Origin of the sequence: Campylobacter sp. CNRCH_2014_2849, assembly GCF_025772845.1 — a bacterium.
Taxonomy (GTDB): Bacteria; Campylobacterota; Campylobacteria; order Campylobacterales; family Campylobacteraceae; genus Campylobacter_D; species Campylobacter_D lari_D.
In genome coordinates, this window is the sequence record NZ_JAKMSW010000004.1 from 45593 (window position 1) to 66874 (window position 21282).

At 32.5% G+C, this 21282-nt stretch carries 32 protein-coding genes, 1 tRNA gene and 1 pseudogene; 4 read left to right on the plus strand and 30 right to left on the minus strand.

Annotated elements, in window-relative coordinates; all coding sequences use genetic code 11:
* The first annotated feature begins 12 nt into the window (after positions 1–12).
* The 3 genes and pseudogenes from L8X33_RS03640 (at position 13) to L8X33_RS08770 (ending at position 2722) form a co-directional block, all read left to right on the plus strand.
* Positions 13–936: a cytochrome-c peroxidase gene (locus L8X33_RS03640; RefSeq protein WP_263659248.1), complete on the plus strand. Its 924-nt coding sequence runs from the start codon at positions 13–15 to the stop codon at positions 934–936.
* Positions 920–1594, plus strand: a pseudogene (locus tag L8X33_RS08765) (DAHL domain-containing protein); the annotation flags it as partial. The gene L8X33_RS03640 and the pseudogene L8X33_RS08765, both read left to right, overlap by 17 nt.
* Before the next feature lie 501 nt (positions 1595–2095).
* Positions 2096–2722, plus strand: a complete 627-nt coding sequence (locus L8X33_RS08770; RefSeq protein ID WP_263665375.1) for a methyl-accepting chemotaxis protein — start codon at positions 2096–2098, stop codon at positions 2720–2722.
* Between the two features lie 16 nt (positions 2723–2738).
* Here L8X33_RS08770 and map read toward each other — a convergent pair whose 3' ends face one another.
* From map to rpsJ, 30 genes are all read right to left on the minus strand, one after another.
* Positions 2739–3494, minus strand: coding sequence for a type I methionyl aminopeptidase (map, locus tag L8X33_RS03650; RefSeq protein ID WP_263659176.1), 756 nt, complete (start codon positions 3492–3494; stop codon positions 2739–2741).
* 89 nt (positions 3495–3583) lie between these two features.
* Positions 3584–4951 (minus strand): L-serine ammonia-lyase, encoded by a 1368-nt coding sequence (locus tag L8X33_RS03655; RefSeq protein ID WP_263664497.1) that lies wholly within the window; start codon positions 4949–4951, stop codon positions 3584–3586.
* A gap of 11 nt (positions 4952–4962) precedes the next feature.
* On the minus strand, positions 4963–6246 hold the full coding sequence (locus L8X33_RS03660) for an aromatic amino acid transport family protein (protein ID WP_133319191.1): 1284 nt from the start codon (positions 6244–6246) through the stop codon (positions 4963–4965).
* A gap of 98 nt (positions 6247–6344) precedes the next feature.
* Positions 6345–7373, minus strand: a complete 1029-nt coding sequence (locus L8X33_RS03665; protein WP_263669989.1) for a tRNA-dihydrouridine synthase — start codon at positions 7371–7373, stop codon at positions 6345–6347.
* A 159-nt stretch (positions 7374–7532) separates the two neighbouring features.
* Positions 7533–8084, minus strand: a complete 552-nt coding sequence (locus L8X33_RS03670; protein ID WP_263660379.1) for a ribonuclease HII — start codon at positions 8082–8084, stop codon at positions 7533–7535.
* A complete protein-coding gene (locus L8X33_RS03675) occupies positions 8084–8557 on the minus strand; it encodes a DNA-deoxyinosine glycosylase (protein WP_263661430.1) in 474 nt (157 codons plus the stop codon). Before L8X33_RS03675 ends, L8X33_RS03670 begins: the two co-directional genes overlap by 1 nt.
* A gap of 54 nt (positions 8558–8611) precedes the next feature.
* A complete protein-coding gene (locus L8X33_RS03680; RefSeq protein WP_220567003.1) occupies positions 8612–9259 on the minus strand; it encodes a ferritin family protein in 648 nt (215 codons plus the stop codon).
* 85 nt (positions 9260–9344) lie between these two features.
* Positions 9345–10376: a type II asparaginase gene (locus tag L8X33_RS03685; RefSeq protein ID WP_257928322.1), complete on the minus strand. Its 1032-nt coding sequence runs from the start codon at positions 10374–10376 to the stop codon at positions 9345–9347.
* Positions 10377–10490: 114 nt separating this feature from the next.
* Positions 10491–11231 carry a glutamate racemase gene (gene murI, locus L8X33_RS03690; protein ID WP_133319136.1) on the minus strand — a complete coding sequence of 247 codons (741 nt, stop codon included), beginning with the start codon at positions 11229–11231 and terminating at the stop codon, positions 10491–10493.
* 41 nt (positions 11232–11272) lie between these two features.
* A complete protein-coding gene (gene secY, locus L8X33_RS03695) occupies positions 11273–12535 on the minus strand; it encodes a preprotein translocase subunit SecY (RefSeq protein WP_133319135.1) in 1263 nt (420 codons plus the stop codon).
* A complete protein-coding gene (gene rplO / locus L8X33_RS03700; RefSeq protein WP_039617163.1) occupies positions 12535–12927 on the minus strand; it encodes a 50S ribosomal protein L15 in 393 nt (130 codons plus the stop codon). Before rplO ends, secY begins: the two co-directional genes overlap by 1 nt.
* A 3-nt stretch (positions 12928–12930) precedes the next feature.
* On the minus strand, positions 12931–13374 hold the full coding sequence (rpsE, locus tag L8X33_RS03705; RefSeq protein ID WP_039617161.1) for a 30S ribosomal protein S5: 444 nt from the start codon (positions 13372–13374) through the stop codon (positions 12931–12933).
* 16 nt (positions 13375–13390) lie between these two features.
* The gene (gene rplR, locus L8X33_RS03710; RefSeq protein ID WP_039617157.1) at positions 13391–13747 is read right to left on the minus strand and encodes a 50S ribosomal protein L18; all 357 of its coding nucleotides are present in this window, start codon (positions 13745–13747) and stop codon (positions 13391–13393) included.
* A 9-nt stretch (positions 13748–13756) separates the two neighbouring features.
* Positions 13757–14293, minus strand: coding sequence for a 50S ribosomal protein L6 (rplF, locus tag L8X33_RS03715; RefSeq protein WP_039617154.1), 537 nt, complete (start codon positions 14291–14293; stop codon positions 13757–13759).
* A gap of 78 nt (positions 14294–14371) precedes the next feature.
* Complete coding sequence (gene rpsH, locus L8X33_RS03720; protein ID WP_039617152.1) at positions 14372–14767, minus strand: 30S ribosomal protein S8; 396 nt, start codon at positions 14765–14767, stop codon at positions 14372–14374.
* Between the two features lie 12 nt (positions 14768–14779).
* Positions 14780–14965, minus strand: a complete 186-nt coding sequence (locus tag L8X33_RS03725; RefSeq protein WP_012660824.1) for a type Z 30S ribosomal protein S14 — start codon at positions 14963–14965, stop codon at positions 14780–14782.
* 1 nt (position 14966) lies between these two features.
* The gene (gene rplE / locus L8X33_RS03730; protein WP_133319134.1) at positions 14967–15512 is read right to left on the minus strand and encodes a 50S ribosomal protein L5; all 546 of its coding nucleotides are present in this window, start codon (positions 15510–15512) and stop codon (positions 14967–14969) included.
* A 1-nt stretch (position 15513) separates the two neighbouring features.
* Positions 15514–15741 carry a 50S ribosomal protein L24 gene (gene rplX, locus L8X33_RS03735; protein WP_039664935.1) on the minus strand — a complete coding sequence of 76 codons (228 nt, stop codon included), beginning with the start codon at positions 15739–15741 and terminating at the stop codon, positions 15514–15516.
* Positions 15741–16109, minus strand: a complete 369-nt coding sequence (gene rplN, locus L8X33_RS03740; RefSeq protein WP_012660821.1) for a 50S ribosomal protein L14 — start codon at positions 16107–16109, stop codon at positions 15741–15743. Before rplN ends, rplX begins: the two co-directional genes overlap by 1 nt.
* Complete coding sequence (gene rpsQ / locus L8X33_RS03745; RefSeq protein WP_039617148.1) at positions 16109–16360, minus strand: 30S ribosomal protein S17; 252 nt, start codon at positions 16358–16360, stop codon at positions 16109–16111. Before rpsQ ends, rplN begins: the two co-directional genes overlap by 1 nt.
* A 9-nt stretch (positions 16361–16369) precedes the next feature.
* Positions 16370–16555 (minus strand): 50S ribosomal protein L29, encoded by a 186-nt coding sequence (gene rpmC / locus L8X33_RS03750; protein ID WP_012660819.1) that lies wholly within the window; start codon positions 16553–16555, stop codon positions 16370–16372.
* Positions 16542–16967, minus strand: a complete 426-nt coding sequence (gene rplP, locus L8X33_RS03755; protein WP_012660818.1) for a 50S ribosomal protein L16 — start codon at positions 16965–16967, stop codon at positions 16542–16544. The genes rpmC and rplP overlap by 14 nt, the downstream gene beginning before the upstream one ends.
* Positions 16968–16969: 2 nt before the next feature.
* A complete protein-coding gene (rpsC, locus tag L8X33_RS03760) occupies positions 16970–17671 on the minus strand; it encodes a 30S ribosomal protein S3 (protein WP_066007731.1) in 702 nt (233 codons plus the stop codon).
* Position 17672: 1 nt separating this feature from the next.
* Positions 17673–18047, minus strand: coding sequence for a 50S ribosomal protein L22 (gene rplV, locus L8X33_RS03765; protein WP_039617143.1), 375 nt, complete (start codon positions 18045–18047; stop codon positions 17673–17675).
* 9 nt (positions 18048–18056) lie between these two features.
* Entirely contained in the window at positions 18057–18338 is a 282-nt protein-coding gene (gene rpsS, locus L8X33_RS03770) for a 30S ribosomal protein S19 (protein WP_039664929.1), read from the minus strand.
* A gap of 1 nt (position 18339) precedes the next feature.
* The gene (gene rplB, locus L8X33_RS03775) at positions 18340–19170 is read right to left on the minus strand and encodes a 50S ribosomal protein L2 (RefSeq protein ID WP_039625087.1); all 831 of its coding nucleotides are present in this window, start codon (positions 19168–19170) and stop codon (positions 18340–18342) included.
* Position 19171: 1 nt separating this feature from the next.
* Positions 19172–19453 carry a 50S ribosomal protein L23 gene (locus L8X33_RS03780; RefSeq protein ID WP_039617139.1) on the minus strand — a complete coding sequence of 94 codons (282 nt, stop codon included), beginning with the start codon at positions 19451–19453 and terminating at the stop codon, positions 19172–19174.
* A 1-nt stretch (position 19454) separates the two neighbouring features.
* The gene (gene rplD, locus L8X33_RS03785) at positions 19455–20069 is read right to left on the minus strand and encodes a 50S ribosomal protein L4 (protein ID WP_039617137.1); all 615 of its coding nucleotides are present in this window, start codon (positions 20067–20069) and stop codon (positions 19455–19457) included.
* Positions 20066–20641 (minus strand): 50S ribosomal protein L3, encoded by a 576-nt coding sequence (gene rplC / locus L8X33_RS03790; RefSeq protein ID WP_012660811.1) that lies wholly within the window; start codon positions 20639–20641, stop codon positions 20066–20068. Before rplC ends, rplD begins: the two co-directional genes overlap by 4 nt.
* A gap of 9 nt (positions 20642–20650) precedes the next feature.
* Positions 20651–20962: a 30S ribosomal protein S10 gene (gene rpsJ / locus L8X33_RS03795; protein ID WP_012660810.1), complete on the minus strand. Its 312-nt coding sequence runs from the start codon at positions 20960–20962 to the stop codon at positions 20651–20653.
* Between the two features lie 226 nt (positions 20963–21188).
* Here rpsJ and L8X33_RS03800 point away from each other — a divergent pair.
* Positions 21189–21264: transfer RNA gene (locus L8X33_RS03800), tRNA-Ala, on the plus strand.
* Positions 21265–21282 lie beyond the last annotated feature (18 nt).

Consider the following 21282-nt stretch of genomic DNA (forward strand, 5'->3'; position numbering starts at 1 on the left):
TAAAGGAAAATGATCATGAAAATTTTTATTGTTTTAATACTTTCTTTGTTACCACTTTTAGCATTTGAAATGATTACACCTATACCAGAAGGCATTCCTTATAATAAAGAAAAAGCTATTTTAGGAAAAAAACTCTATATGGATACAAGTTTATCAAAAGATAAAAAAGTATCTTGCAATAGTTGTCATGATATTGCAAATTTTGGAGTAGATAATAAAACTTTTTCAACAGGTATTAATGGCATAATAGATGAGCCATTCCATACTCCTACAAATTTTAATGCCGTTTTTAGCCTAGCACAATTTTGGAGAGGCAATGCAAAAGATTTACAAGAACAAGCCAAACATCCTTTGTTAAACCCTAAAGAAATGGGGTTAAAAGATGCAGATGAAGTGGTGCAAATAGTAAAAACTAACGCAATTTATGAAAAAGAATTTAAAAGACTTTACGGAGAAGTTACCTTTGATAATATAGCAGATGCTTTAGCTGAATTTCAAAAAACCTTACTTACGCCAAATTCCCCATTTGACCGCTACTTAAAGGGAGATAAAAATGCTATAAGCGAACAAGCAAAAAGAGGCTATAATGCCTTTTTATCAAATGGTTGTATAGCGTGCCATCAAGGACAAAATATAGGTGGAAATATGTATCAAAAAATGGGGGTATTTGTTCCTTATGATAATGGAACAAATTGGAAAGGACGCTATGAGATCACTCAAGATCCTCACGATCAATTTGTAGTAAAAGTGCCAAGTCTTAGAAACATAGCCAAAACTGCTCCTTATTTTCATGATGGTTCTATGCCAACACTTGATGCTTGCGTACAATTTATGGCGTATTATCAGCTTGGTAAATTTTTAGAGCAAGATGTAGTTGATGATATAGTTGCATTTTTAAATTCTTTAACAGGAGAATACCATGATCCACTCAAATAAAAAAACTTTCTCTTTTTTAAAACAATTCATCACTTTATCCATAGTGGTTTTGGTATTGCTTTTAACTTTGACTTTATTTATTTTTAATACTTACAATACCACCAAAAGAAATTCACTTATTATGGATTCTTTTCAAAAATTAGAAATTCTAGATACTAAAATAGATGAAATTTTTAAAAATAAACTAAATCTACAAAACTATGACATTAGCGTCAAACTAGTAAGAGATTTTGAAAATACTTTAGCTATTTTAAAAGCCAATGAAATAGATACTAAAAAGCTAGAAGCAATTTTTCAGAAAAAAAATACACAACTACAACATTTTAAATCAGCCAATTCTATTGCTATAAATTCAAAGCTTTATCTTTACGAAATTCAACAAGAAATCATCAAACAAACAAATCAATTAGCACTCACTACTCAAGAGGCTAAACAAATAGAATATATAGGAAATATTTTAAGCATTATAGGAACTATGGATATATTAGAACCTTTAGCGCAAAATAGATTACAAAATCTTGTCACAAATTTAAACGCAAAAGATTCTCAATTACCACAAGAGTTATTTGAGCTTTTTAATACACATTGTAAGATGATATTAAGTCAAATTAAAATATTAAAAGATAATTCTCAAAGTTTTCTTGATCAAGAACTGCAAAAACAAATTCTAGCACACCAAAATTTAATTGCTAAAAATATCAATCTACAAAATAAATATAATCTTTATACAGCTATAGGAATTTTCCTATTTACCTTAGTTGTATTGATTTTTTTCATACTTTTAACATTAAAAAAAGTAATCATACCTATATCTTTACTTGAAAAACTAAGTGCAAATCTAGCGGGAGAACATGCGAATTTAAGTGCAAGATTAGACATTGATAAAAAAAGTGAATTAGCTACAAGTGCTGGCTATATTAATTCTTTCATACAGATAGTGCAAAATTCAGTTTTAGAAGCCATACAAACTGCAAATTCAAGCCACAAAAGCTCACAAAAACTTTCCCAAAATGCTGAAATTTTACAGCAAAGTTCACTTTTACAGCATGAGCAAATTTCTAATGTCCATGAAATAAGTTCTGTTTTAGAAAGTCATATAGACTTAACTCAAAATCTAGCTAAAAATACTATAAAAGATATGCATGATATGCAAGAAGTTATGGGAGAAGTTGAAAAAACACTTAAAGAGTTAGTAGAGCTTATATTACTAAGTGGAGAAAAAGAACAAAGTGTTTTAAGTGCTATGGATATACTAGTACAAAGTGCTGATAGTATTGTAGAAGTTACAGCAGCTATTAAAGATATAGCCGATCAAACTAACCTGCTAGCTTTAAATGCAGCTATTGAAGCAGCTCGTGCAGGAGAACATGGTAGAGGCTTTGCTGTTGTTGCTGATGAAGTTAGAAACTTAGCTGATAAAACTACAAAATCTTTAGTCGCTATAGAAACTACTGTAAGAACTATAGTACAACAAATCAATGACAACAAAAGCTTGATGGATGGAATTCATCAATCCATGAGTGATACTTCCAACAAAGCTAATATCTTACAAGGTGAAGTCGGTGCTTCTATAGAAAAATTAAAAACAAGTATCCATTCTACTAAAATTATGGAAGAAAAAAGTGATGAGTCAAAAGCTAAAATGAATGAGTTAGAACAAAATGTAGAAAAAGTGACTGAACTTGCAAATTGTGTTAAAAACTATTCACTCGAGCTAACACAAATTTCACAAGATGTTTTAGAAAATGCCTCTAAACTTTCAGAAAAACTAAAAACATTTGAGTAAGAAAGTTTAAACTTTCTTACTTAGATAAAATATCTGCTTTGCCATTTATAATTGCAACACAATGCTCATAATGAGCAGCATTTAATCCATCTTTGCTTCCTGCTTCCCAATTACCTTTTAAATGTACCGGTGTGCCATCTTTTTGACATACCATAGGCTCTATGCAAAATACCATGCCATTTTTGATTTTAGGTCCACTTTTTGCACTAGCACCTGGTTCTAAATAATTTGGAATTTCAGGCTCACCGTGTGGCTTTTTACCTATACCATGACCACAATAACCTTTCAAAGGTACAAATCCTCTTTTAGCGATAAACTCGCCAAGCTCATATGAAAGCTCTTTAAAACGCATACCTTCTTTGATAATATCTATAGCATAATACAAAGCATCTTTAGCACAAGCAATCAAAGCCTCATCAGTGGCTGAAATTTGACCTATAGGTATAGTCCTTGCTGCATCTCCATAATATCCATCTATGCAAGTACCCACATCAAGCCCTAAAATATCGCCTTCTTTTAAAATACGCTCATCCCCTACACCATGAATGCAAGCTTGATTAAGCGAGATACAAATACTGCCTGGAAAACCATATAAGCCTTTAAAAGATGGTTTTGCACCATGATCAAGTATAAATTCTTCTGCTTTAATGTCAATTTCTTTTAAACTCATACCCGGAACTATAATGCCCTCTAGATAGTCAAGCGTTCTAGCTACAAGTTCATTTGCCTTGCGTAGTTTTTCTATTTCTGCTGGTTTTTTGATTTCTATCATTTATATTTTCCTTAAAATTTTTAAAAATTTAGCATTTATGCGCTTTTAAAAGCTTTAAGGAAAAACCTTAAGTTTTAAAACTTAAGGTTTTAACATACACTTGTAAGATTAGTAGCTAGACCACCTAAAGAAGTTTCTTTGTATTTTGAGTTCATGTCTTTGCCGGTTTCATACATAGTTTTTATAACCTCATCAAGACTTACTTTTGGAGTTGATTTTCTACTCATTGCCATTCTAGCAGCTGAAATTGCTTTAATCGCTCCAAAGGCATTTCTTTCTATACAAGGAATTTGCACTAAACCACTTACTGGATCACAAGTTAAACCTAAATGATGCTCCATTGCAATTTCAGCAGCATTACAAGCTATCTTTGCATCAAAACCCATTACAGTAGCCATAGCTCCTGCTGCCATAGAACTTGCACTACCAATTTCAGCTTGACAGCCAGCTTCAGCACCACTTATACTTGCATTTTTCTTATAAAAAGAGCCTATTAACATAGCAGTAAGTAAAAAATTAATGGCTTTTTCATCGTTAAAACCAATAGTATGATTTTTAAGATAAAGCATTACAGCAGGCACAACAGCACATGCGCCATTAGTTGGTGCAGTTACCACTCTAGCTCCACTTGCATTTTCCTCTGCAATAGCAATAGCATATAAAGAAATAAAATCAATAATTCCTAAAGGATCACTTGTCATAGCCAAACGCTCATTAAGTCCTTTGGCGCGGCGTTTTAAATGTAAATTCCCTGGAAGAAAATCTGAGCTTGGATGAATACCATTATAATAAACTTCTTGCATTACTTCCCAAATTTCTAAACAATAAGCTCTAATTTCTTCTTTAGTGTGAAATTGAAGCTCATATTCATAAGAGAGTTTTGCTAGATCCCATGAATTTTCTTCGCAAATTCTTAAAGCATCGCTTGCGTTATTAATATCAAGTTCTAATTTAGTATGTTTTTGCTCACAAGCTCCGTCTTTGTGTTTTTGAAGTTCAGCTTCACTCATAACAAAACCACCACCTACTGAATAATAAATTTCTTCAGCAATGATTTCTCCATTTTCATTATAAGCACTTATTTTCAATCCATTTTCATGCAAAGGTAAAAAGTCTTTTTCAAAAATCAAATCTTTATCATAATCAAAATTTAATTCTTTTTGAGCATCTAAAACCAAAATTTTATCTTGCAAAATTTTATTAAACACACGATCTTGCAAAGCAACATTTAATTCTTTTGCTCTTAAGCCACTCAACCCCCATATAATAGCTTTATCACTTAAATGGCCTTTACCAGTAAGCGATAAAGAGCCATAAAGTTTGATTTGAATTTTTGTAATTTGTGTGATTTTATCTTTGATTTTTTCACAAAACATATTCCCTGCTAGCATTGGTCCTAAAGTATGAGAAGATGAAGGACCGACACCAACTTTAAATATACTTAAATTACTACTCATTCATCAGCACCTTAAAAAGTATAAATTACAGTGATGATTGTCAAAATACCTGTGATAAACACAAATGCATCTAAAGCTTTGTTTTGGAATTTTTTCATTTTAGATACAGTGTAAATTGCAATCATAGGCATTAAAAATAAGATTGCGGCAATGATTGGACCACCTAAGCTTTCAATAAAACCTAAAATACTTGGATTTACATAAGCAGTAATTAACATAACAATATACATTACCAAAGTTGAATAAACTGCGATTTTTTTCAAATCCGGATTATCATTACCTGCTAATTTGCAACATTTTCTAACTATACCATAAGCACCTTCCCTAGCACCAAAATAATGCCCAAAGAATGAACTAGAAATTGCTAAAAATGCGATTAGTGGACCACCATAAGAAATAAATGGATTATCAAGTTTATTAGCAAAATAAGAAAGTACAGGTATGTTTTGTGCTCTAGCTTCAGCAAGTTCTGCAGGAGTTAAAGAAAGCACGCAAGATACCACAAAAAACATTACAAAAGCAAGTAACATTACAGAAGTTCTAAATAACACTTGATTTGCTTTTTGTACTGAATTTTCAGGATATTGTCTTTTTACACTTAAAGAAAAAGTAGAAATCGCTGGTGAGTGATTAAATGAAAACACTAAAACCGGTAAAGTTAGCCATACTATAGTAATAAATTCTTTTGTTCCAGGAATAGCACTAAAACTTTCAAACGACCATTGCGGGATAAGATATAAAGAAAATAAAAATAAAATAGCACATAAAGGATATACAAGCCACTCACATACTTTGGTAATTAATTCTTCACTAAAAAGCATAATAAGCATAAAAATACTTACTAAAACAAAAGCAAAAAGCGCTCTATAAAAAGGAAGTAAATTAGCTATAGTTTTTCCTTGCTCATTTACACTTGTTTGATACATAGCACTAATTGCGTTTGCGAAAGAACCATTTGGATCTAAAAGTGGTAAGAATTGATTATAAATAAAACTCTCAAAAGTATTAGTTATACCTACACAATATGCTAAACAAATTGGGAAAATTGCAAAGAAATAAAGCACAGAAATAAAAATACTTACTTTTCTACCAAAATACTCTTCAGCCGCATGAGTAATATCTTTATCATTACCATTTGCTTGACATACAAAACGACTTAAGGCTCTATGGCTTAAATACACCATTGGAAAAATAATCAAAGCCATTACAACAACTGGCCAAAAACCACCAACACCTGCTTTAATAGGTAAAAATAAAATCCCCGCACCAACTGCAGTCCCAAAAAGAGAAAGCATCCAACGCGTATCAAAAGAATTCCACTTAAGATTATCCACATTTTCTCCTTGTAAAAAATAATAAAAAAAGCTTTTACCTAAAAACTTTTTGTATTATTTTACAAATATGCTCTTGAGTAGTTTGGCGTGATTTTTTCCCTTTCATTTAAAGCAACTGCGGCTTCATTTGCAAAATTTGGATTTCTTAATAATTTTCTACCATAACAAACTAAATCACACACCTCACCCAAAAGCAAAGCCTCACCTTCGCTAGCACTATTTATAAGACCCACGCAAGATATAGGAATTTTAACAACTTCTTTTAAAGCCTTAGCATAAGGAGCTTGGTAAAGTGGTGCTATATTTGGCACTAAAGAAGGTTTGTTGATATTTCCTCCTGCTGAAATATCTAACATATCAACGCCTAAATTTTCTAAAATCAAGGCAAGTTTTTTACTATCTTCCAAATTCCAACCACCCTCTTGCCACTCTGTAGCTGAAATTCTTACAAATAAAGTAATATCAACTTCTTTTTTTATACGCTTAATGATACCACACAAAAGACGCGCTCTATTTTCAAAACTACCACCATATTCATCATCTCTTTGATTTGATAAAGGAGATAAAAATGAACTAAGCAAATACCCATGAGCACTATGAAGTTCTATCGCATCATAGCCTGCTTCTTTAGCTCTTTTAGCACTTTGGATAAATTCTTGCTCTATTTGTAAAATTTCATCTTTACTTAAAACATGAAGTTTAGAAAATTTTTCACTAAAAGCGATATTACTTGGGGCTTTTGATATAGCTTGTTTGCATGAATTTTTACGACCACTATGATTTAGTTGGATAGCAACTTTAGTACCAAAATGATGACAAAGATCGACAAGCTCCTTATGTCCTCGAATTTGAAAATCTCCCCAAAGGCCTATATCATTATCAGCAATTTTTGCATTTTCATTGATCGCACAAGCTTGAACTATGATAAGCCCAACACCACCCAAAGCTCTAGCTCCATAATGTATCAAGTGAAATTGATTAATCTTACCATCTAAAACTTGTGTTTCATACATATCCATAGGAGGCATTACGATGCGATTTTTTACATAAAAATTTCCAATCTTTAGCTCACTTAAAAGTAAAGACATAATACCCCTTAAAATATTTTTATATTACTATAATAGAAAAAAATTAATTTTTCTTAAAACATAGAGTATTTTAAACCAATATTATAATTTTTAATAGATTATTATTAAAAAAATAGTTTTTAATTATATTTTTTCATTATTAAAACTACAAAACACAATCTAATCAAATAAGCTTTTCTCAAAACACTTTAACATAAAACTTTTGCGATGCAAAGGTGAATAACCAAATACTTTAATCTTTTCTATATGAGCTTTTGTACCATAACCTTTGTGTTTATCAAAATCATAATTATTATATAATTTAGAAAAATAACACATTTTTTGATCACGACTTACCTTAGCTAATATACTAGCGGCTGAAACTTCTTGCACTTTCATATCAGCTTTAATCATAGTATTAATACCCAAAACACCATAATTTAAATTTCCATCATATAAAATCTCATCTTGGTTAAAATGTTTTTTTATTATCTTTAAGCCCAAATTTAAACACTGACTAAGTCCTAAAATATCAATTTGCAAAGGTGAAAAAGCAAGGATTAAAAAATTTGAATTAGAAAGAATTTGCTCATATAATTCTTCTCTTTTTTTTGCACTTAATTTTTTAGAATCAGCTAAACCATCAATATTTTTTAAAAGCTTGCAAGCTGCCAAGTGCATATCTCCAGCTAAAGCTCCACGCCCAGCCTCATCTACTCCAACTAAAGCCATTATTTTTCCTTTATAATAGTATATTTTTCTACTAAATTTTCTAAAGAATAATTTATATTGGCAGGTGAGCTTGAAGGAAGTTCAAAAAATTCTTGCTCAGGATAAAATTTAGCAAAATATTTACTTGCAACTTTACCTAATACACAAATTTTTTCTATATTTGCCTTATCTAAAATAATACTTATATCATTTGCTTTGGCATAAGAAATAGTTTTATCATCTGAATTTTTTATCTTACAACTTGCTATAACATCCCAAAGTGCTATATGATTTGCTTTTAAAAAAGCCTTTTGCTCTTGCACTGTTTTTAACTCACACTCAAATAATATTTCAAAAATACGCCAAAAACGATTTTTACTATGTTGATAATAAAAATTTTCTTCTCTTGATTTAATAGATGGAAAAGAACCTAGTATCAAAACTTTTGAGTTTTCATCAAAAAAAGGTTCAAAAGGATGAGTTAGAATTTGCATATTAGGCCTTGATAAAAATAAAATATTTTATCATTTTTATCAAGATTTTTAAAATTATCCTAAAAATTCTCGTTTGAAGTATTCTTTTGGAGCTTTACACAAAGGACAGGCATTTGGTGCTTTTTTACCACGGTGTATATGCCCACAAACTTCACAAACCCATAATTCTTCTACCTCTGAATTAAAGAAATCTTCTTCTTCAAGCATTTTTTTAAGTGCTAAATATTCTCTTTCATGCTCAATTTCTACTTTACCAATAGCAGTAAATAATCTTGCTATGTTTTTCTTGCCTTCATCTTCTGCAATTTGTGCAAAATTTGGATACATGGTAGTATGCTCGTAATTTTCACCCTCTGCTGCACAGATTAAATTTTTAGCAGTTTCTTCCAAAGCTTTACCATCTACTAATTCATGATAAGCTTTAAACTCAGCTCTTGCATGCCATTTTTCATTTTCTGCAGCTTCTCTAAAATGCTTTGCAATAGCATGCCAACCTTCTTCTTGAGCAATATCTGCAAATAAATCATATTTGTTTCTTGCCATAGATTCACCTGCGAAAGCTTTCATCAAATTTATGGCTGTTAAATCTTTAGTAATGCACTCCATTTCTTGACCACAGCAACTAAGCTTTCCACCACCTACATTTTGCACTTCTACTTCATTGCCGCATTTTTGGCATTTATAGCTTTCATATTGTCTCATTTAATATCCTTGTGATTAATTTAAGTAAGATTTTGATTGAAAAACTCACCCAAATGTTATTGTAGCATTTGGGCGCTAAAAGATTTTAGTATTTTAAGAAATATTCTTGAATTTTCTTAGGATCACTTGTTTTAGTTAAAGCAAGCATTAATAATACTCTAGCTTTTTGAGGACTCATATCACCTGTATCAATAAAACCAAGTTTTGCATCAGCATCACTTACTGCAACTCTACCAGCTACTACGCGTGAACTTACCGCTACATTAAGACCTTTTTTAAGCAATTCTTTTAATACATCTTTTTGATAATCATGAATACTGCCAGCACCTGTTCCAGCTACAACTATACCTTTAGTTCCATTTTCAAACAAAGCTTTTGCTGCAACACCGCTACCATCATTTGCATAACTATAAAGAATATCTACTTTTGGTAATTCTTTTAGCTTGCTAACATCAAATGGAGATTTTTTAGTGTGTAATTTTGTATTAGTATTGTAGAAGAATGCTTTTCCATCTACTATATAACCCATATCACCCATATCCGGTGAACTAAATGCATTTACATTTAAACTATGAGTTTTCATAACGCCTCTAGCGCTTTGAATTCTATCATTCATAGCCACCATTACACCTTTATTTTTTGCTTGTGGATCTGCTGCTAACGCTACAGCATTGTAAAGATTTTTAGGACCATCTGCACTAATTGCAGTTGATGGGCGCATTGCACCAACTAAAACAACAGGTTTATCGCTTTTTACGGTTAAATTTAGGAAATATGCAGTTTCTTCCATGGTATCAGTACCATGAGTAATCACAACTCCATCTACATCAGATTTTAAAAGCCTATTAACTTCTTTAGCAAGTTTTAGCCAAATTTCATTTGTCATATCTTTACTATCAATATTTGCAATTTGATCCCCGCTAATTACTGCTAAATCTTGAATTTGAGGCACTGCTTTAATCAAAGCATCAACCCCTAAAACACCGGCTGTATAACCTGTTGTAGCTACCGAACTATCAATCGAGCCTGCAATAGTTCCACCTGTAGCTAAAATTGCAACTTTTGGTTTTGCTTCCAAAATTCCTGCTCCTAAACTTAGTGCCATAGCTGCGCACATTAACATTTTTTTCATGTTAGTCCTTTCATTAGAAATGATAAAAATTATAATGCAACTATGTTTAAATAAAAATAAATTATTAATATAAAAAATACTTTAGTAAATATTCATTAATTAAAGCCATAAATTTGCAATTTTTTTTAGTTTTTCCACATCGCTTGAAGCATAAAATTGAATGTTAGCTTCTTCTTGGATTGATGTTAAGTTAAATTCTTGTTGCAATTGCAAAGCTATAGCCTCGCCTGAATGAATAAGTTTTGTATTTTTGCCAAAATACTCTTCCAAAGAATGGGCGATTAAAGGAAAATGCGTGCATGCTAAGATTAGAGCATTAGGATGAAATTTAAGCTTATTAAAATAATACTCAAAAGCAGCTTTTAAAAAATCTCCTTGAAAAATCCCTTCTTCAACCATAGGTACAAAAAGCCCAGTTGCTTTTTCTTCCACTTTTAAAAAACCTTCTTTGATTAAAGCTTGCTTATAAGCGTGAGAATCCACGGTAGCTTGTGTTGCAATGACTAATATATTAGAGTTTTTATCTTCTAAAGAGTTTTTAACCGCTAAAACCCCTGCTTCTATAACTCCAAGAACTGGAAATGGTGCATTTGCTTTTAGAATTTCTAAAGCATGCGCGCTAACTGTATTACACGCAATAATAAGCATATCGACTTTTTTTTCTTTGAAAAACTCTAAAGCTTCTAGGGAAAATTTAATGATAGTTTTTTTATCTTTAACCCCATAAGGTACCCTTGCGGTATCTCCATAGTAAATATATTCTTTAAAAAGTTTTGCTTGAAGTAAAGATTTTAAAACACTAAGCCCACCTACACCGCTATCAAAAACGCCTAGTCTCATCAAAATCCTTAAAAAGAGAAGAAAGTAGAAAATCTACTTTCTTATAAGCCTACTGCACTTAAGGTTTGGTATTTATTCATATAAATTTGAGCTTCGATTTTTCTCATTGTATCAAGCGCTACTTGAACTACGATCAAAACAGAAGTTCCACCAAAATAAAAAGGCACACCAAACAACTTCACAATAAGCCATGGTAATGTAGCTACAAGCCCTAAATAAATAGAACCTGACAAGGTAAGTCTTGATGCTACTTCATTAAGATAATTTGCAGTTCCTTCACCTGGTCTAATACCTGGTATGAAACCGCCTTGTCTTTTAAGATTTTCAGCTATATCTTTTGCATTAAATACAATTGATGCATAAAAATACGCAAAGAAAATAACAAGTAAGAATGTTAAAAAATGAAAGAAAAATCCATTTGGATTTAAAAAGTCATAAATTTTTAACACATACTCATTTGTACTTGTTTGCAAAATAGTGCTTGGAAACATCAAAATCGCACTTGCAAAAATAGGAGGAATTACTCCACTTAAATTTATTTTAATAGGTATGTAATTCATAATGCGTTTGTTTTGATTTTGCATGATTACTTTTCTTGAGTAAGAAATAGGAATTCTTCTTTCTCCAAGCTCTACTACTATAATAGCCCAAATAGTAAGTAAAATTACAACTAAAATAGCAATGATAGTCAAGAAATTCATCTCACCTGTATTTACCAAATTTACTGTTCCACTAATTGCACCTGGAATTGTAGAAACAATACCGCCAAAGATGATCAAAGAAATACCATTTCCTATACCGCGTTGAGTGATTTGCTCACCTATCCACATTAAAAGCATGGTACCTGCAAGCATAGAAATAGCAGAAAGTGCAATAAAAGTATTCATATCAATCATAATAGCTGACTGACCTGCTTTCCCATGAAGACTTTGCAAGCCTATAGAAACGCCTATACTTTGTATCAAAGTGATAGCTATAGTAGCATAACGGATAATTTGCATATATTTTTGCATACCATCGCGTTCTTTTTTCATCTTTCCTATGTTAGGAAAAGTTGCCGCTAAAAGCTCCATAATAATCGAAGCAGTAATATAAGGCATAATGCCTAGAGAGATGATGCTAAGTCTTTCAGCAGCACCCCCACTAAACATATTAAACAAGCCTAATGCATTAGATGCATTAGAATCAAAAAATTCCTTGATAACACTGACATTAACCCCCGGAACTGGAACATAAGCTAATATTCTATAAGCAAATAAAAAAGCTAATGTTATGAGAATTTTATTTGTCAATGCTTTATTCATTATTTTTGTCCGCTAAAAGTGATCTTCTCGTCTTTAATTTTACTAGCAAGATCTTTAGCACTTGCTCCAATAAGCTTAACTTTATTTACATTTTTTGAAAGCTTATGAATACTATTGATTGTTTCAAATGTAATTTCGCTAAGCTCTTTGATTGCTGTGATTTTTTCAACATTAATCACATAAGGTTTTTCAAATTTAGAAGTAAAGCCTACTTTTGGTAAGCGTCTTTGAAGTGGTTGTTGACCCCCTTCAAAACCTCTTTTTTCGTTATAACCTTTTCTAGCAGTTTGGCCTTTTCCACCTTTAGTAGAAGTTTTACCCATACCACTACCTTGACCACGGCCTATTCTTTTGGTTTTATGTGTTGAACCTGGTGCTTTTGTTAAATTCATTGATTATCCTTTAAGCATTGTAAGTGCTTTGATAGTAGCACGCACAACATTTGCTGAATTATTTGAACCTAAAGACTTAGTTAAAATGTCTTTAATACCTGCAAGTTCCACGATAGGACGTGTTGAACCACCTGCAATAACCCCTGTACCTTCGCTTGCTGGTTTAAGTAAAATTCTACTTGCGTTGTATTTTACTTCTACATCATGAGGGATAGTTGAACCTTTTGTTTTAACTTCAACAATGTTTTTAAAAGCATCATCAACTGCTTTTCTGATAGCATCTGGAACTTCTTTAGCTTTTCCATAGCCCACACCAACTAAACCTTTTCTATTTCCAACGATAACTAAAGCAGTAAATCTAAATCTTCTACCACCTTTAACAACCTTAGTAACCCTGCCGATATCGACGATTACTTCTTCAAATTCTTCTCTATTATATTTTTCCATCGATCTTCCTTTTGGGTTATAGTTTGATTCCGTTTTCTCTTAGTGCTTCAGCTAATGCTGCAATAACACCATGGTATAAATAACCATTTCTATCAAACACTGCTTCTTCTATGTTTTTAGCTTTTAAAACTTTTGCAAATTCAGCTGCTATTTTTTTAGCACCTTCTTTATTTGCTTTAACACCAATTTTTCTTCCATCTACTGCTGCTAAAGTTACTGCTTTAACATCATCGATAGCTTGGATATATAAAGTTCTGTTTGATTTAAAAACAGAAACTCTTGGAAGAGCTTGTGTTCCTGAAATTTTTGCTCTAATTCTTTTTTTTCTTTTAATTCTTAAAGATATTTTTCTTTTTAATACATTTGCTCTCATATTCTATCCTTACTTCTTAGATGTCTTACCAGCTTTGCGGATAATACGCTCATCTGAATATTTAACACCTTTTCCTTTGTAAGGCTCAGGTGGTCTAAATTCACGAATTTGAGCAGCAACTTGACCTACCACTTGTTTATCGCTACCTTTAATAATAACATTGTTTTTATCAACGGTAATTTCTATGCCTTCTGGAATAGCATAGTTGATAGGATGAGAAAAACCTAAAGCAAGTTCAAGAACTTTACCTTTTAACGCAGCTTTATAACCAACACCGTTGATTTCTAAAGTTTTGCTAAAGCCATCAGTTAAACCGATAATGATGTTTTGAGCTAAAGCTCTATAAGTTCCCCAATAAGCTCTACTTTGTCTATCTTCACCTTTAGGAGAGAAAAGAATTTGTCCTTCTTTAATCTCAACATTAACATTTGCTTTTGTATCAAGCTCTTTTGCTAAATTTCCTTTTTTGAATTTTAGCAAGTTACCTTCTAATTTTACTTCTACTCCACTTGGAATAGCAACTGGTTGTTTACCTATACGAGACATTCATTTTTCCTTTTTACTTGTCTACGATATGACTACTTTATAAGAATGGATACCGAATACCATAAAAAGTAGAAACTCTTACCAAATAGTACATAAAACTTCGCCGCCAACGCCTGCTTTATAAGCTTCGTCGTTAGCTAAAACACCTTTTGAAGTGCTTACTACGATAGTACCATAACCGTTTTTAAATCTTTTAATCTCATCTTTGCCTTTATAAACACGACGACCAGGTTTAGAAATACGCTTAACTTCATTAATTACGCTTTTGCCTTTTTCATCATATTTTAAAACTACATTGATGAATTTCTTTTTATCCTCTTCAATAACATTAAAGCTTTCAATATAGCCTTTAGCTTGGAAAATTCCAAGTAAAGCTTCGATAACTTTAGAATGCAAAAGTTGAGTAGTTTCTAATCTTCTCATCCCTGCATTTCTAATTCTTGTTAGTGAATCTGAAATTAAATCATTTATCATGGTTCTTTCCTCTTACCAACTTGCTTTTTTAAGACCAGGAATTAAACCTTCATTTGCCATTTTTCTTAAGCAAACTCTACAAATTCCAAAATCTCTATAAACTGAATGTGGTCTTCCACAAATTTGGCATCTAGTATACCCTCTAACGCTAAATTTAGGTTTGCGGGCAGCTTTTGCAATCATTGATTTTTTAGCCATATTACTTTCCTTTTGCAAATGGCACGCCAAATAATTCTAATAATTTTTGTGCCTCTTTATCTGATTTTGCTGTTGTAACGATAGAAATGTTCATACCATGAGTTCTTAAGATTTTATCATATTCAACTTCTGGGAACATTAACTGCTCATCTAAACCAAAGTTATAGTTTCCTCTTCCATCAAAACCATCTCTTGGAAGACCTCTAAAGTCTTTAACACGAGGAAGAGCTATGGTAATAAGCTTATCTAAGAAAGCATACATATTGTCTTTTCTTAATGTTACCATTACACCTACTGGGAAGCCTTCTCTTACTTTAAAACCAGCAACTGATTTTTTAGCTTTTGTGATAACTGCTTTTTGCCCAGCGATCAATGAAATAGTATCTGCAACATTTTGTAATACTTTTTGATCTTTTGCTAATTCCCCAGCACCTACACTGATTACAACTTTTTCAATAAAAGGAACAAGCATAGGATTTTTAATATCAAATTCTTTAACTAAAGCAGGTTTGATATTTTGAGTATATTTTTCTTTCAATCTCATCATCTTATTCTCCTGCCTTTGCTACATTTGAAATATCCATTGGCATTTCTTTATTGACAAAACCACCGTTTGGATTTTTATCACTTGGCTTAACAGCTTTTTTAGCGATTTTACAACCCTCAACAATTACTTTATTTGTTTTAGGAAATACTGCTAAAACTTTACCTGTTTTGCCTTTGTCATCGCCTGCGATAACTTTTACCATATCATTCTTTTTAATTTTTAATTTCATTACAACACCTCCGGTGCTAGTGAAACAATTTTCATAAAGCCACCATATCTTACTTCACGACCTACTGGTCCAAAAATACGCGTTCCGATAGGCTCTCTTTTAGCATCAAGAATAACTGCTGCATTTTCATCAAAACGAATTAAAGAACCATTGTCTCTATGAATTTCTTTTTTAGTTCTAACGATAACTGCTTTTACTACTTGACCTTTTTTAACTTTACCATTTGGTAGGGCTTTTTTTACAGATGCAACGATTACATCACCAACAGTAGCATATCTTCTTTTACTACCACCTAAAACCTTAATACACATTAATTCTTTTGCACCGCTATTATCAGCAACTGCAAGCCTAGTAAAACTTTGAATCATTACTCAACTCCTGCTGATACTATAGTTTTTAAGCGAAATGATTTTCTCTTAGAAAGTGGTCTACATTCAATAGCAACTACAGTATTTCCCACTTTAAGTTCATTTCTTTCATCATGAATTAAATATTTTTTAAAGCGTTTTACGATTTTTCTGTATTTTGGGTGAACCACTTTTCTTTCAACCAAAATTGTTGCTGTTTTATCTCCAGCAATTTGAACAACAACGCCTTGAATTTCTCTTTTAAATGCCATTTTCTATCCTTATTTTAAAGCGCTAATTGCAGTATTGATTCTAGCGATGTCTTTTTTAACTTCGCTAATCTCTTTAGGATTAGTTAGCTGCATTGTTTTTAGCTTTTGTCTTAAAGTAAATAAAAGCACCTTTTTTTCTTTTAGCATTGTTGCAAGCTCACCTGCTGTTTTATCTTTAATCTCAGTATATTTCATTTTGGCTCTCTCTTGTAACAAACTTAGTTTTAAATGGCAATTTATGCATCGCTAAAGTTAAAGCTTGTCTTGCCATTTCTTCATTAACCCCTGCCATTTCATAAATAATACGACCTGGTTTAATGTTCATTACCCATTCCTCAACTGCACCTTTACCTTTACCCATACGAGTTTCTAAAGGTTTTTTAGTTAGAGGTTTATCTGGGAAAACTCTAATCCAAGTTTTACCTTGTCTTTTTACAAAACGAGTTAAAGCAATACGAGCTGCTTCGATTTGGCGTGAATTGATACGGCCAGCTTCAGTTGCTTTTAGGGCAAAATCACCAAAAGTAAATTCAGTCCCTCTGTTGGCATAACCTCTGTTACGCCCTTTCATCATTTTACGATATTTTGTTCTTTTTGGCATTAACATGATTATTTACCTCTTCTTGCTCTTCTAGTTTTTTTAGTTGGAGCGTTTTCTTCGGTTTTTTCAGGTTGAACACCCTTTTGTAAAACTTCACCTTTGAAGATCCATACTTTAATACCTATGTTTCCATAAGTAGTATGTGCTTCTGCAAAACCATAATCGATTTTTGCTCTTAAAGTGTGAAGTGGAACACGACCTTCTAAGTACCATTCAGTTCTTGCCATTTCAGCACCACCTAAACGGCCTGAAACTGAAACTTTAATCCCTTTAGCACCTGCTTTTTGCGCTCCTTGAATTACTTTTTTCATTGCTCTTCTAAAAGCAATTCTTTTTTCAAGTTGAGTAGCAACACTTTCAGCTGCAAGCTGAGCTGAAGCACCTGCTTTTCTTTCTTCTTTGATATTGATATTAACTTCTTTTTTGATTAAATCTTGAAGTTCTTTTCTTAAAATATCAACATCACTACCTTTTTTACCAATAATAATCCCTGGTCTTGCAGCTACAACAGTTACTCTTAATTTTTTCGCTGTTCTTTCTACAAGAATTTGGCTAATTCCTGCATAATAAAGTTTTCTTTTTAAGAAAGTTCTGATTTTATAATCTTCACCAATATTTTCTGCTAAATTAGCTTTTGTAGGAAACCATCTTGATTCCCAATTTCTATTAATTCCTAGTCTTAAACCAATCGGATTTACTTTTTGTCCCATATTAGCTTTCCTTTTTCACTGATGCTTTTTTAGCTTTTGTAGTTTTTTCAGCACTTGCTTCTACTTTACTAACTTCTACCAAAATGTGTGAAGTTGGCTTTCTAATACGACTAGCACTTCCTCTAGCTCTTGGTCTAAATCTTTTTAAAACCGCACCAGCATCAACACGACAACTTGAAACAACAACTTCATTTGCTTCAAATCCGCCATTTGCTACAGCACTTGAAATAGCATTTGCTATAAATTTAGCACCTTTATTTGGCATAAATTTCAAACTAGCTAATGCAAGCTCTGCATTCATACCTTGAACTTCTCTAGCAATCAATCTCGCTTTAGTTGGAGATAATCTTATGAATTTAATTAACGCTCTACTCATAAATCTCCCTTACTTACCTATTTTTTTCTGAACAGAGCCCTTATGACCCTTAAATGTTCTAGTAGGTGCAAATTCACCTAATTTGTAACCGATATGATTTTCAGTAATATATACTGGGATAAAGCTTTTTCCATTATGAACATTAAAAGTTAAACCTATCATATCAGGTATAATAGTGCTGCGTCTTGACCAAGTTTTAATTGGCTTACCATCGTTAGCTTTTTTAGCAGCGATGACTTTTTTCATTACATGGTCATCAACAAAAGGACCTTTTTTTAGTGACCTAGCCATCTTACTTTCCTTTTCTTCTTGAAATTATTAGCTTATCGCTAGCTTTTTTACGGCGAGTTTTAGCACCTTTAGTTGGTTTACCCCATGGAGTAACTGGATGACGGCCTGAATTTTTCTTACCTTCACCCCCACCGTGCGGGTGATCAACTGGGTTCATCGCAGAACCTCTTGTTTGAGGACGAATACCTCTATGGCGGTTTCTTCCTGCTTTACCGATAGTCACATTTGACCATTCTTCATTACCAACTTCACCGATACTTGCCATACATTCAGCTAAAACTTGTCTCATTTCACCACTTGCAAGTCTTAAGATAACATATTTTTCTTCTTTACCCATTAATTGAGCATAAGCACCCGCTGAACGGATCATTTGTCCGCCTTTGCCCGGTTTTAACTCGATATTGTGTACGATAGTACCCACTGGGATATTTCTCAATTTCATTGCATTACCTGGTTTAATGTCAAGTCCGCTTTCAGCAGCGCAAATAACATCACCAACGCTTAAACCTTTTGGTTGTAAGATGTATCTTTTTTCACCATCTCTATAAGAGATTAATGCAATACGACAATTTCTGTATGGATCATACTCGATTGCTTCAACTTTACCTTCAATACCAAATTTTCTTCTTTTAAAATCTATAATTCTGTAAAGTTTCTTAGCACCTGCTTCTTTATGACGGCTTGTGATTCTACCATTATTGTTACGACCTGCATGAGCTGGAAGTTTTACAAGTAATGAACGCACACTAGCTTTTGCTGTGATATCATCAGAGCTTACACCTGTGATGTATCTTCTACTTGGAGTATATGGTTTATAAGTTTTAATTGCCATCTTATGCCTCCGAACTTTCTAAGCTCACACCTTCTGGTAGCTTAACATAGAATTTTTTAAAGCTATTTCTTTGACCTTCACGACCTCTAAAACGCTTTACTTTTCCATCCATTTTTAAAGAATTAATTCTTACTGGAGTTACACCAAAATATTCTCTTAAAACTTCTTTTAGACCATTTTTAGTCATTTTTGGAGAAGTTTGAATAACTACAACACCTTGCTCTTGAAGGTTTAAGCTTTTTTCAGTGTAAAGTATTGTTTTTATATCAGTAATATCTGCCATTTTAACCCTCTTTTACGATAGATTCAAGCGCTGCTTTTTCAATGATAACAGCATTAAATACAGATACTAAATAAGCATTTACTTCGCTAATATCAACTACATAGCAATTTGCTAAGTTTCTAAAAGCAAGAAGTGTTTTTTCATCTAGTAAATCTTTTACAATTAAAGCATCTTTTAAACCAAGCTTTTTAATAACTGCATTTGCATCTTTTGTTTTACCGCTTTCAATGCTTAAACTATCTACTGAGAATAATGCATTGTTTTGTGCTTTATCAGCCAATGCTCTTTCAAGCGCTAAGCGTTTTTGTTTTTTATTAACTTTTTGGAAATAATTACGATTGTTTGTAGGGCCAAATGCTACAGCACCACCAACCCAAACATTCGTTCTTGTTGAACCTGCTCTTGCACCACCACGACCTTTTTGTCTCCATGGTTTTTTACCACCACCGCTTACATCGCTTCTACCTTTAGTATGAGCTGTGTTTGCTCTAAGGCTAGCAAGATAAGATTTTACATATAAATAAAGGTTGTGAGGATTAACTTCTGCGTATTTTGCTGGAAGATCGAGTTCACTAGCTTTTTCAAATTTATCATTTAAAACAGTTACTTTACTCATTTTGCAATCCTTATTTTACCCATAGCACCATTAAATCCTGGTACCGCACCTTTTACTACTAAGATGCCATTTTCTTCATCAAATGAAACTACTTCATTTTTAACAGTAACTTTTACATTACCATAATGACCTGCCATTTTCATACCTGGTTGAACACGACCTGGCCATTCGCGGTTACCGATTGATCCGTGGCGTCTGTGGAATCTTGAACCGTGACTTGCAGGACCTCCGGCAAATCCGTGTCTTTTAACAACCCCACTATAACCTCTACCTTTAGAATTAAAGCTTACTTTTAAGATAGAAGCTTCTTTTAAAGGATTAAGATCAATATCACCTGCTTCTGTGTTTGCTACTTCTAAAGAAGCAAATCTATTATATTCAGCTGAAAGATTGTATTTTTTTTGCTGACCCGCAATGCATTTATTATTTGCTTTGCCTTTTACATAAGCAACCAAAGCTTTTCCATTTTCTACTTCACATACTTTAGTTTGAACAAGTTTAAGTAAGGTTACAGGAATGCTTGGTGTGCTGATTGTTCTACTCATACCAATTTTTTCTACAATGTATTCCATATTCTATCCTTATTTACCCATAGCTCTTACTTCAACATTGACCTCTGGAGCCAAGTCAAGCTTAGTGAGTGAATCTACTGTATCTGGAGTAGCTGCTACAATATCAAGCATACGAGCATGAATTCTCATCTCAAATTGTTCGCGTGAATCTTTATTGATGTGTGGAGATTTCAAAACTGTGTATCTTTTGATTTTTGTAGGCATTGGCACTGGACCTCTGATGTCAGCACCTGTTCTTTTAACAGCTTCTACAATTGCTGCAACTGTGCGATCTAGAACTCTGTGGTCATAAGCTTTTAGCTTAAGCCTGATTCTTTCCATATTTTTTCCTTTGTAAAGAACTCGTTAGACCCATAAGAATCTAACCACCATATAAAATGATGTTGAAATTATATAAAAAGAGCCTTTGCTATGTCAAGAAATTTATGCATTTTTTTTGATTATTTTCCTTTTAAAAAGGATAAAAATTAAATTTTATAAAATTTACAAGATTTTTTATACATTAAGAAAATCTAAGAAAAAATATAGTATGATTTCAAAATCTAAAGGGGCATTAGCTCAGCTGGGAGAGCACAACGCTGGCAGCGTTGGGGTCAGCGGTTCGAACCCGCTATGCTCCACCATTAATTACAAAGAAATTT

Coding starts and splice junctions, on each gene's coding strand:
- L8X33_RS03680 (WP_220567003.1), bottom strand. CDS start 9,259: ATGAGACAATATGAAAGCTATAAATGCCAAAAATGCGGCAATGAAGTA.
- L8X33_RS03780 (WP_039617139.1), bottom strand. CDS start 19,453: ATGGCAGATATTACTGATATAAAAACAATACTTTACACTGAAAAAAGC.
- L8X33_RS03675 (WP_263661430.1), bottom strand. CDS start 8,557: ATGCAAATTCTAACTCATCCTTTTGAACCTTTTTTTGATGAAAACTCA.
- rplN (WP_012660821.1), bottom strand. CDS start 16,109: ATGATTCAAAGTTTTACTAGGCTTGCAGTTGCTGATAATAGCGGTGCA.
- secY (WP_133319135.1), bottom strand. CDS start 12,535: ATGAATAAAGCATTGACAAATAAAATTCTCATAACATTAGCTTTTTTA.
- murI (WP_133319136.1), bottom strand. CDS start 11,231: ATGAGACTAGGCGTTTTTGATAGCGGTGTAGGTGGGCTTAGTGTTTTA.
- rpsS (WP_039664929.1), bottom strand. CDS start 18,338: ATGGCTAGGTCACTAAAAAAAGGTCCTTTTGTTGATGACCATGTAATG.
- rpmC (WP_012660819.1), bottom strand. CDS start 16,555: ATGAAATATACTGAGATTAAAGATAAAACAGCAGGTGAGCTTGCAACA.
- rplV (WP_039617143.1), bottom strand. CDS start 18,047: ATGAGTAGAGCGTTAATTAAATTCATAAGATTATCTCCAACTAAAGCG.
- rpsJ (WP_012660810.1), bottom strand. CDS start 20,962: ATGGAAAGAATCAGGCTTAAGCTAAAAGCTTATGACCACAGAGTTCTA.
- rpsQ (WP_039617148.1), bottom strand. CDS start 16,360: ATGGCATTTAAAAGAGAAATTCAAGGCGTTGTTGTTCAAATTGCTGGA.
- L8X33_RS03725 (WP_012660824.1), bottom strand. CDS start 14,965: ATGGCTAAAAAATCAATGATTGCAAAAGCTGCCCGCAAACCTAAATTT.
- rplF (WP_039617154.1), bottom strand. CDS start 14,293: ATGTCTCGTATAGGTAAACAACCAGTTGCTATTCCAAGTGGAGTAGAA.
- rplR (WP_039617157.1), bottom strand. CDS start 13,747: ATGAGAGCAAATGTATTAAAAAGAAAAATATCTTTAAGAATTAAAAGA.
- L8X33_RS08770 (WP_263665375.1), top strand. CDS start 2,096: ATGGGAGAAGTTGAAAAAACACTTAAAGAGTTAGTAGAGCTTATATTA.
- rplP (WP_012660818.1), bottom strand. CDS start 16,967: ATGTTAATGCCAAAAAGAACAAAATATCGTAAAATGATGAAAGGGCGT.
- L8X33_RS03665 (WP_263669989.1), bottom strand. CDS start 7,373: ATGTCTTTACTTTTAAGTGAGCTAAAGATTGGAAATTTTTATGTAAAA.
- rplB (WP_039625087.1), bottom strand. CDS start 19,170: ATGGCAATTAAAACTTATAAACCATATACTCCAAGTAGAAGATACATC.
- rpsC (WP_066007731.1), bottom strand. CDS start 17,671: ATGGGACAAAAAGTAAATCCGATTGGTTTAAGACTAGGAATTAATAGA.
- L8X33_RS03660 (WP_133319191.1), bottom strand. CDS start 6,246: ATGCTTTCTCTTTTTGGGACTGCAGTTGGTGCGGGGATTTTATTTTTA.
- L8X33_RS03655 (WP_263664497.1), bottom strand. CDS start 4,951: ATGAGTAGTAATTTAAGTATATTTAAAGTTGGTGTCGGTCCTTCATCT.
- L8X33_RS03670 (WP_263660379.1), bottom strand. CDS start 8,084: ATGGCTTTAGTTGGAGTAGATGAGGCTGGGCGTGGAGCTTTAGCTGGA.
- L8X33_RS03685 (WP_257928322.1), bottom strand. CDS start 10,376: ATGTGCGCAGCTATGGCACTAAGTTTAGGAGCAGGAATTTTGGAAGCA.
- map (WP_263659176.1), bottom strand. CDS start 3,494: ATGATAGAAATCAAAAAACCAGCAGAAATAGAAAAACTACGCAAGGCA.
- rpsH (WP_039617152.1), bottom strand. CDS start 14,767: ATGATAAATGATTTAATTTCAGATTCACTAACAAGAATTAGAAATGCA.
- rpsE (WP_039617161.1), bottom strand. CDS start 13,374: ATGGAAAAATATAATAGAGAAGAATTTGAAGAAGTAATCGTCGATATC.
- rplD (WP_039617137.1), bottom strand. CDS start 20,069: ATGAGTAAAGTAACTGTTTTAAATGATAAATTTGAAAAAGCTAGTGAA.
- rplX (WP_039664935.1), bottom strand. CDS start 15,741: ATGAAATTAAAAATTAAAAAGAATGATATGGTAAAAGTTATCGCAGGC.
- rplE (WP_133319134.1), bottom strand. CDS start 15,512: ATGATGAGATTGAAAGAAAAATATACTCAAAATATCAAACCTGCTTTA.
- rplC (WP_012660811.1), bottom strand. CDS start 20,641: ATGGAATACATTGTAGAAAAAATTGGTATGAGTAGAACAATCAGCACA.
- rplO (WP_039617163.1), bottom strand. CDS start 12,927: ATGAATTTAACAAAAGCACCAGGTTCAACACATAAAACCAAAAGAATA.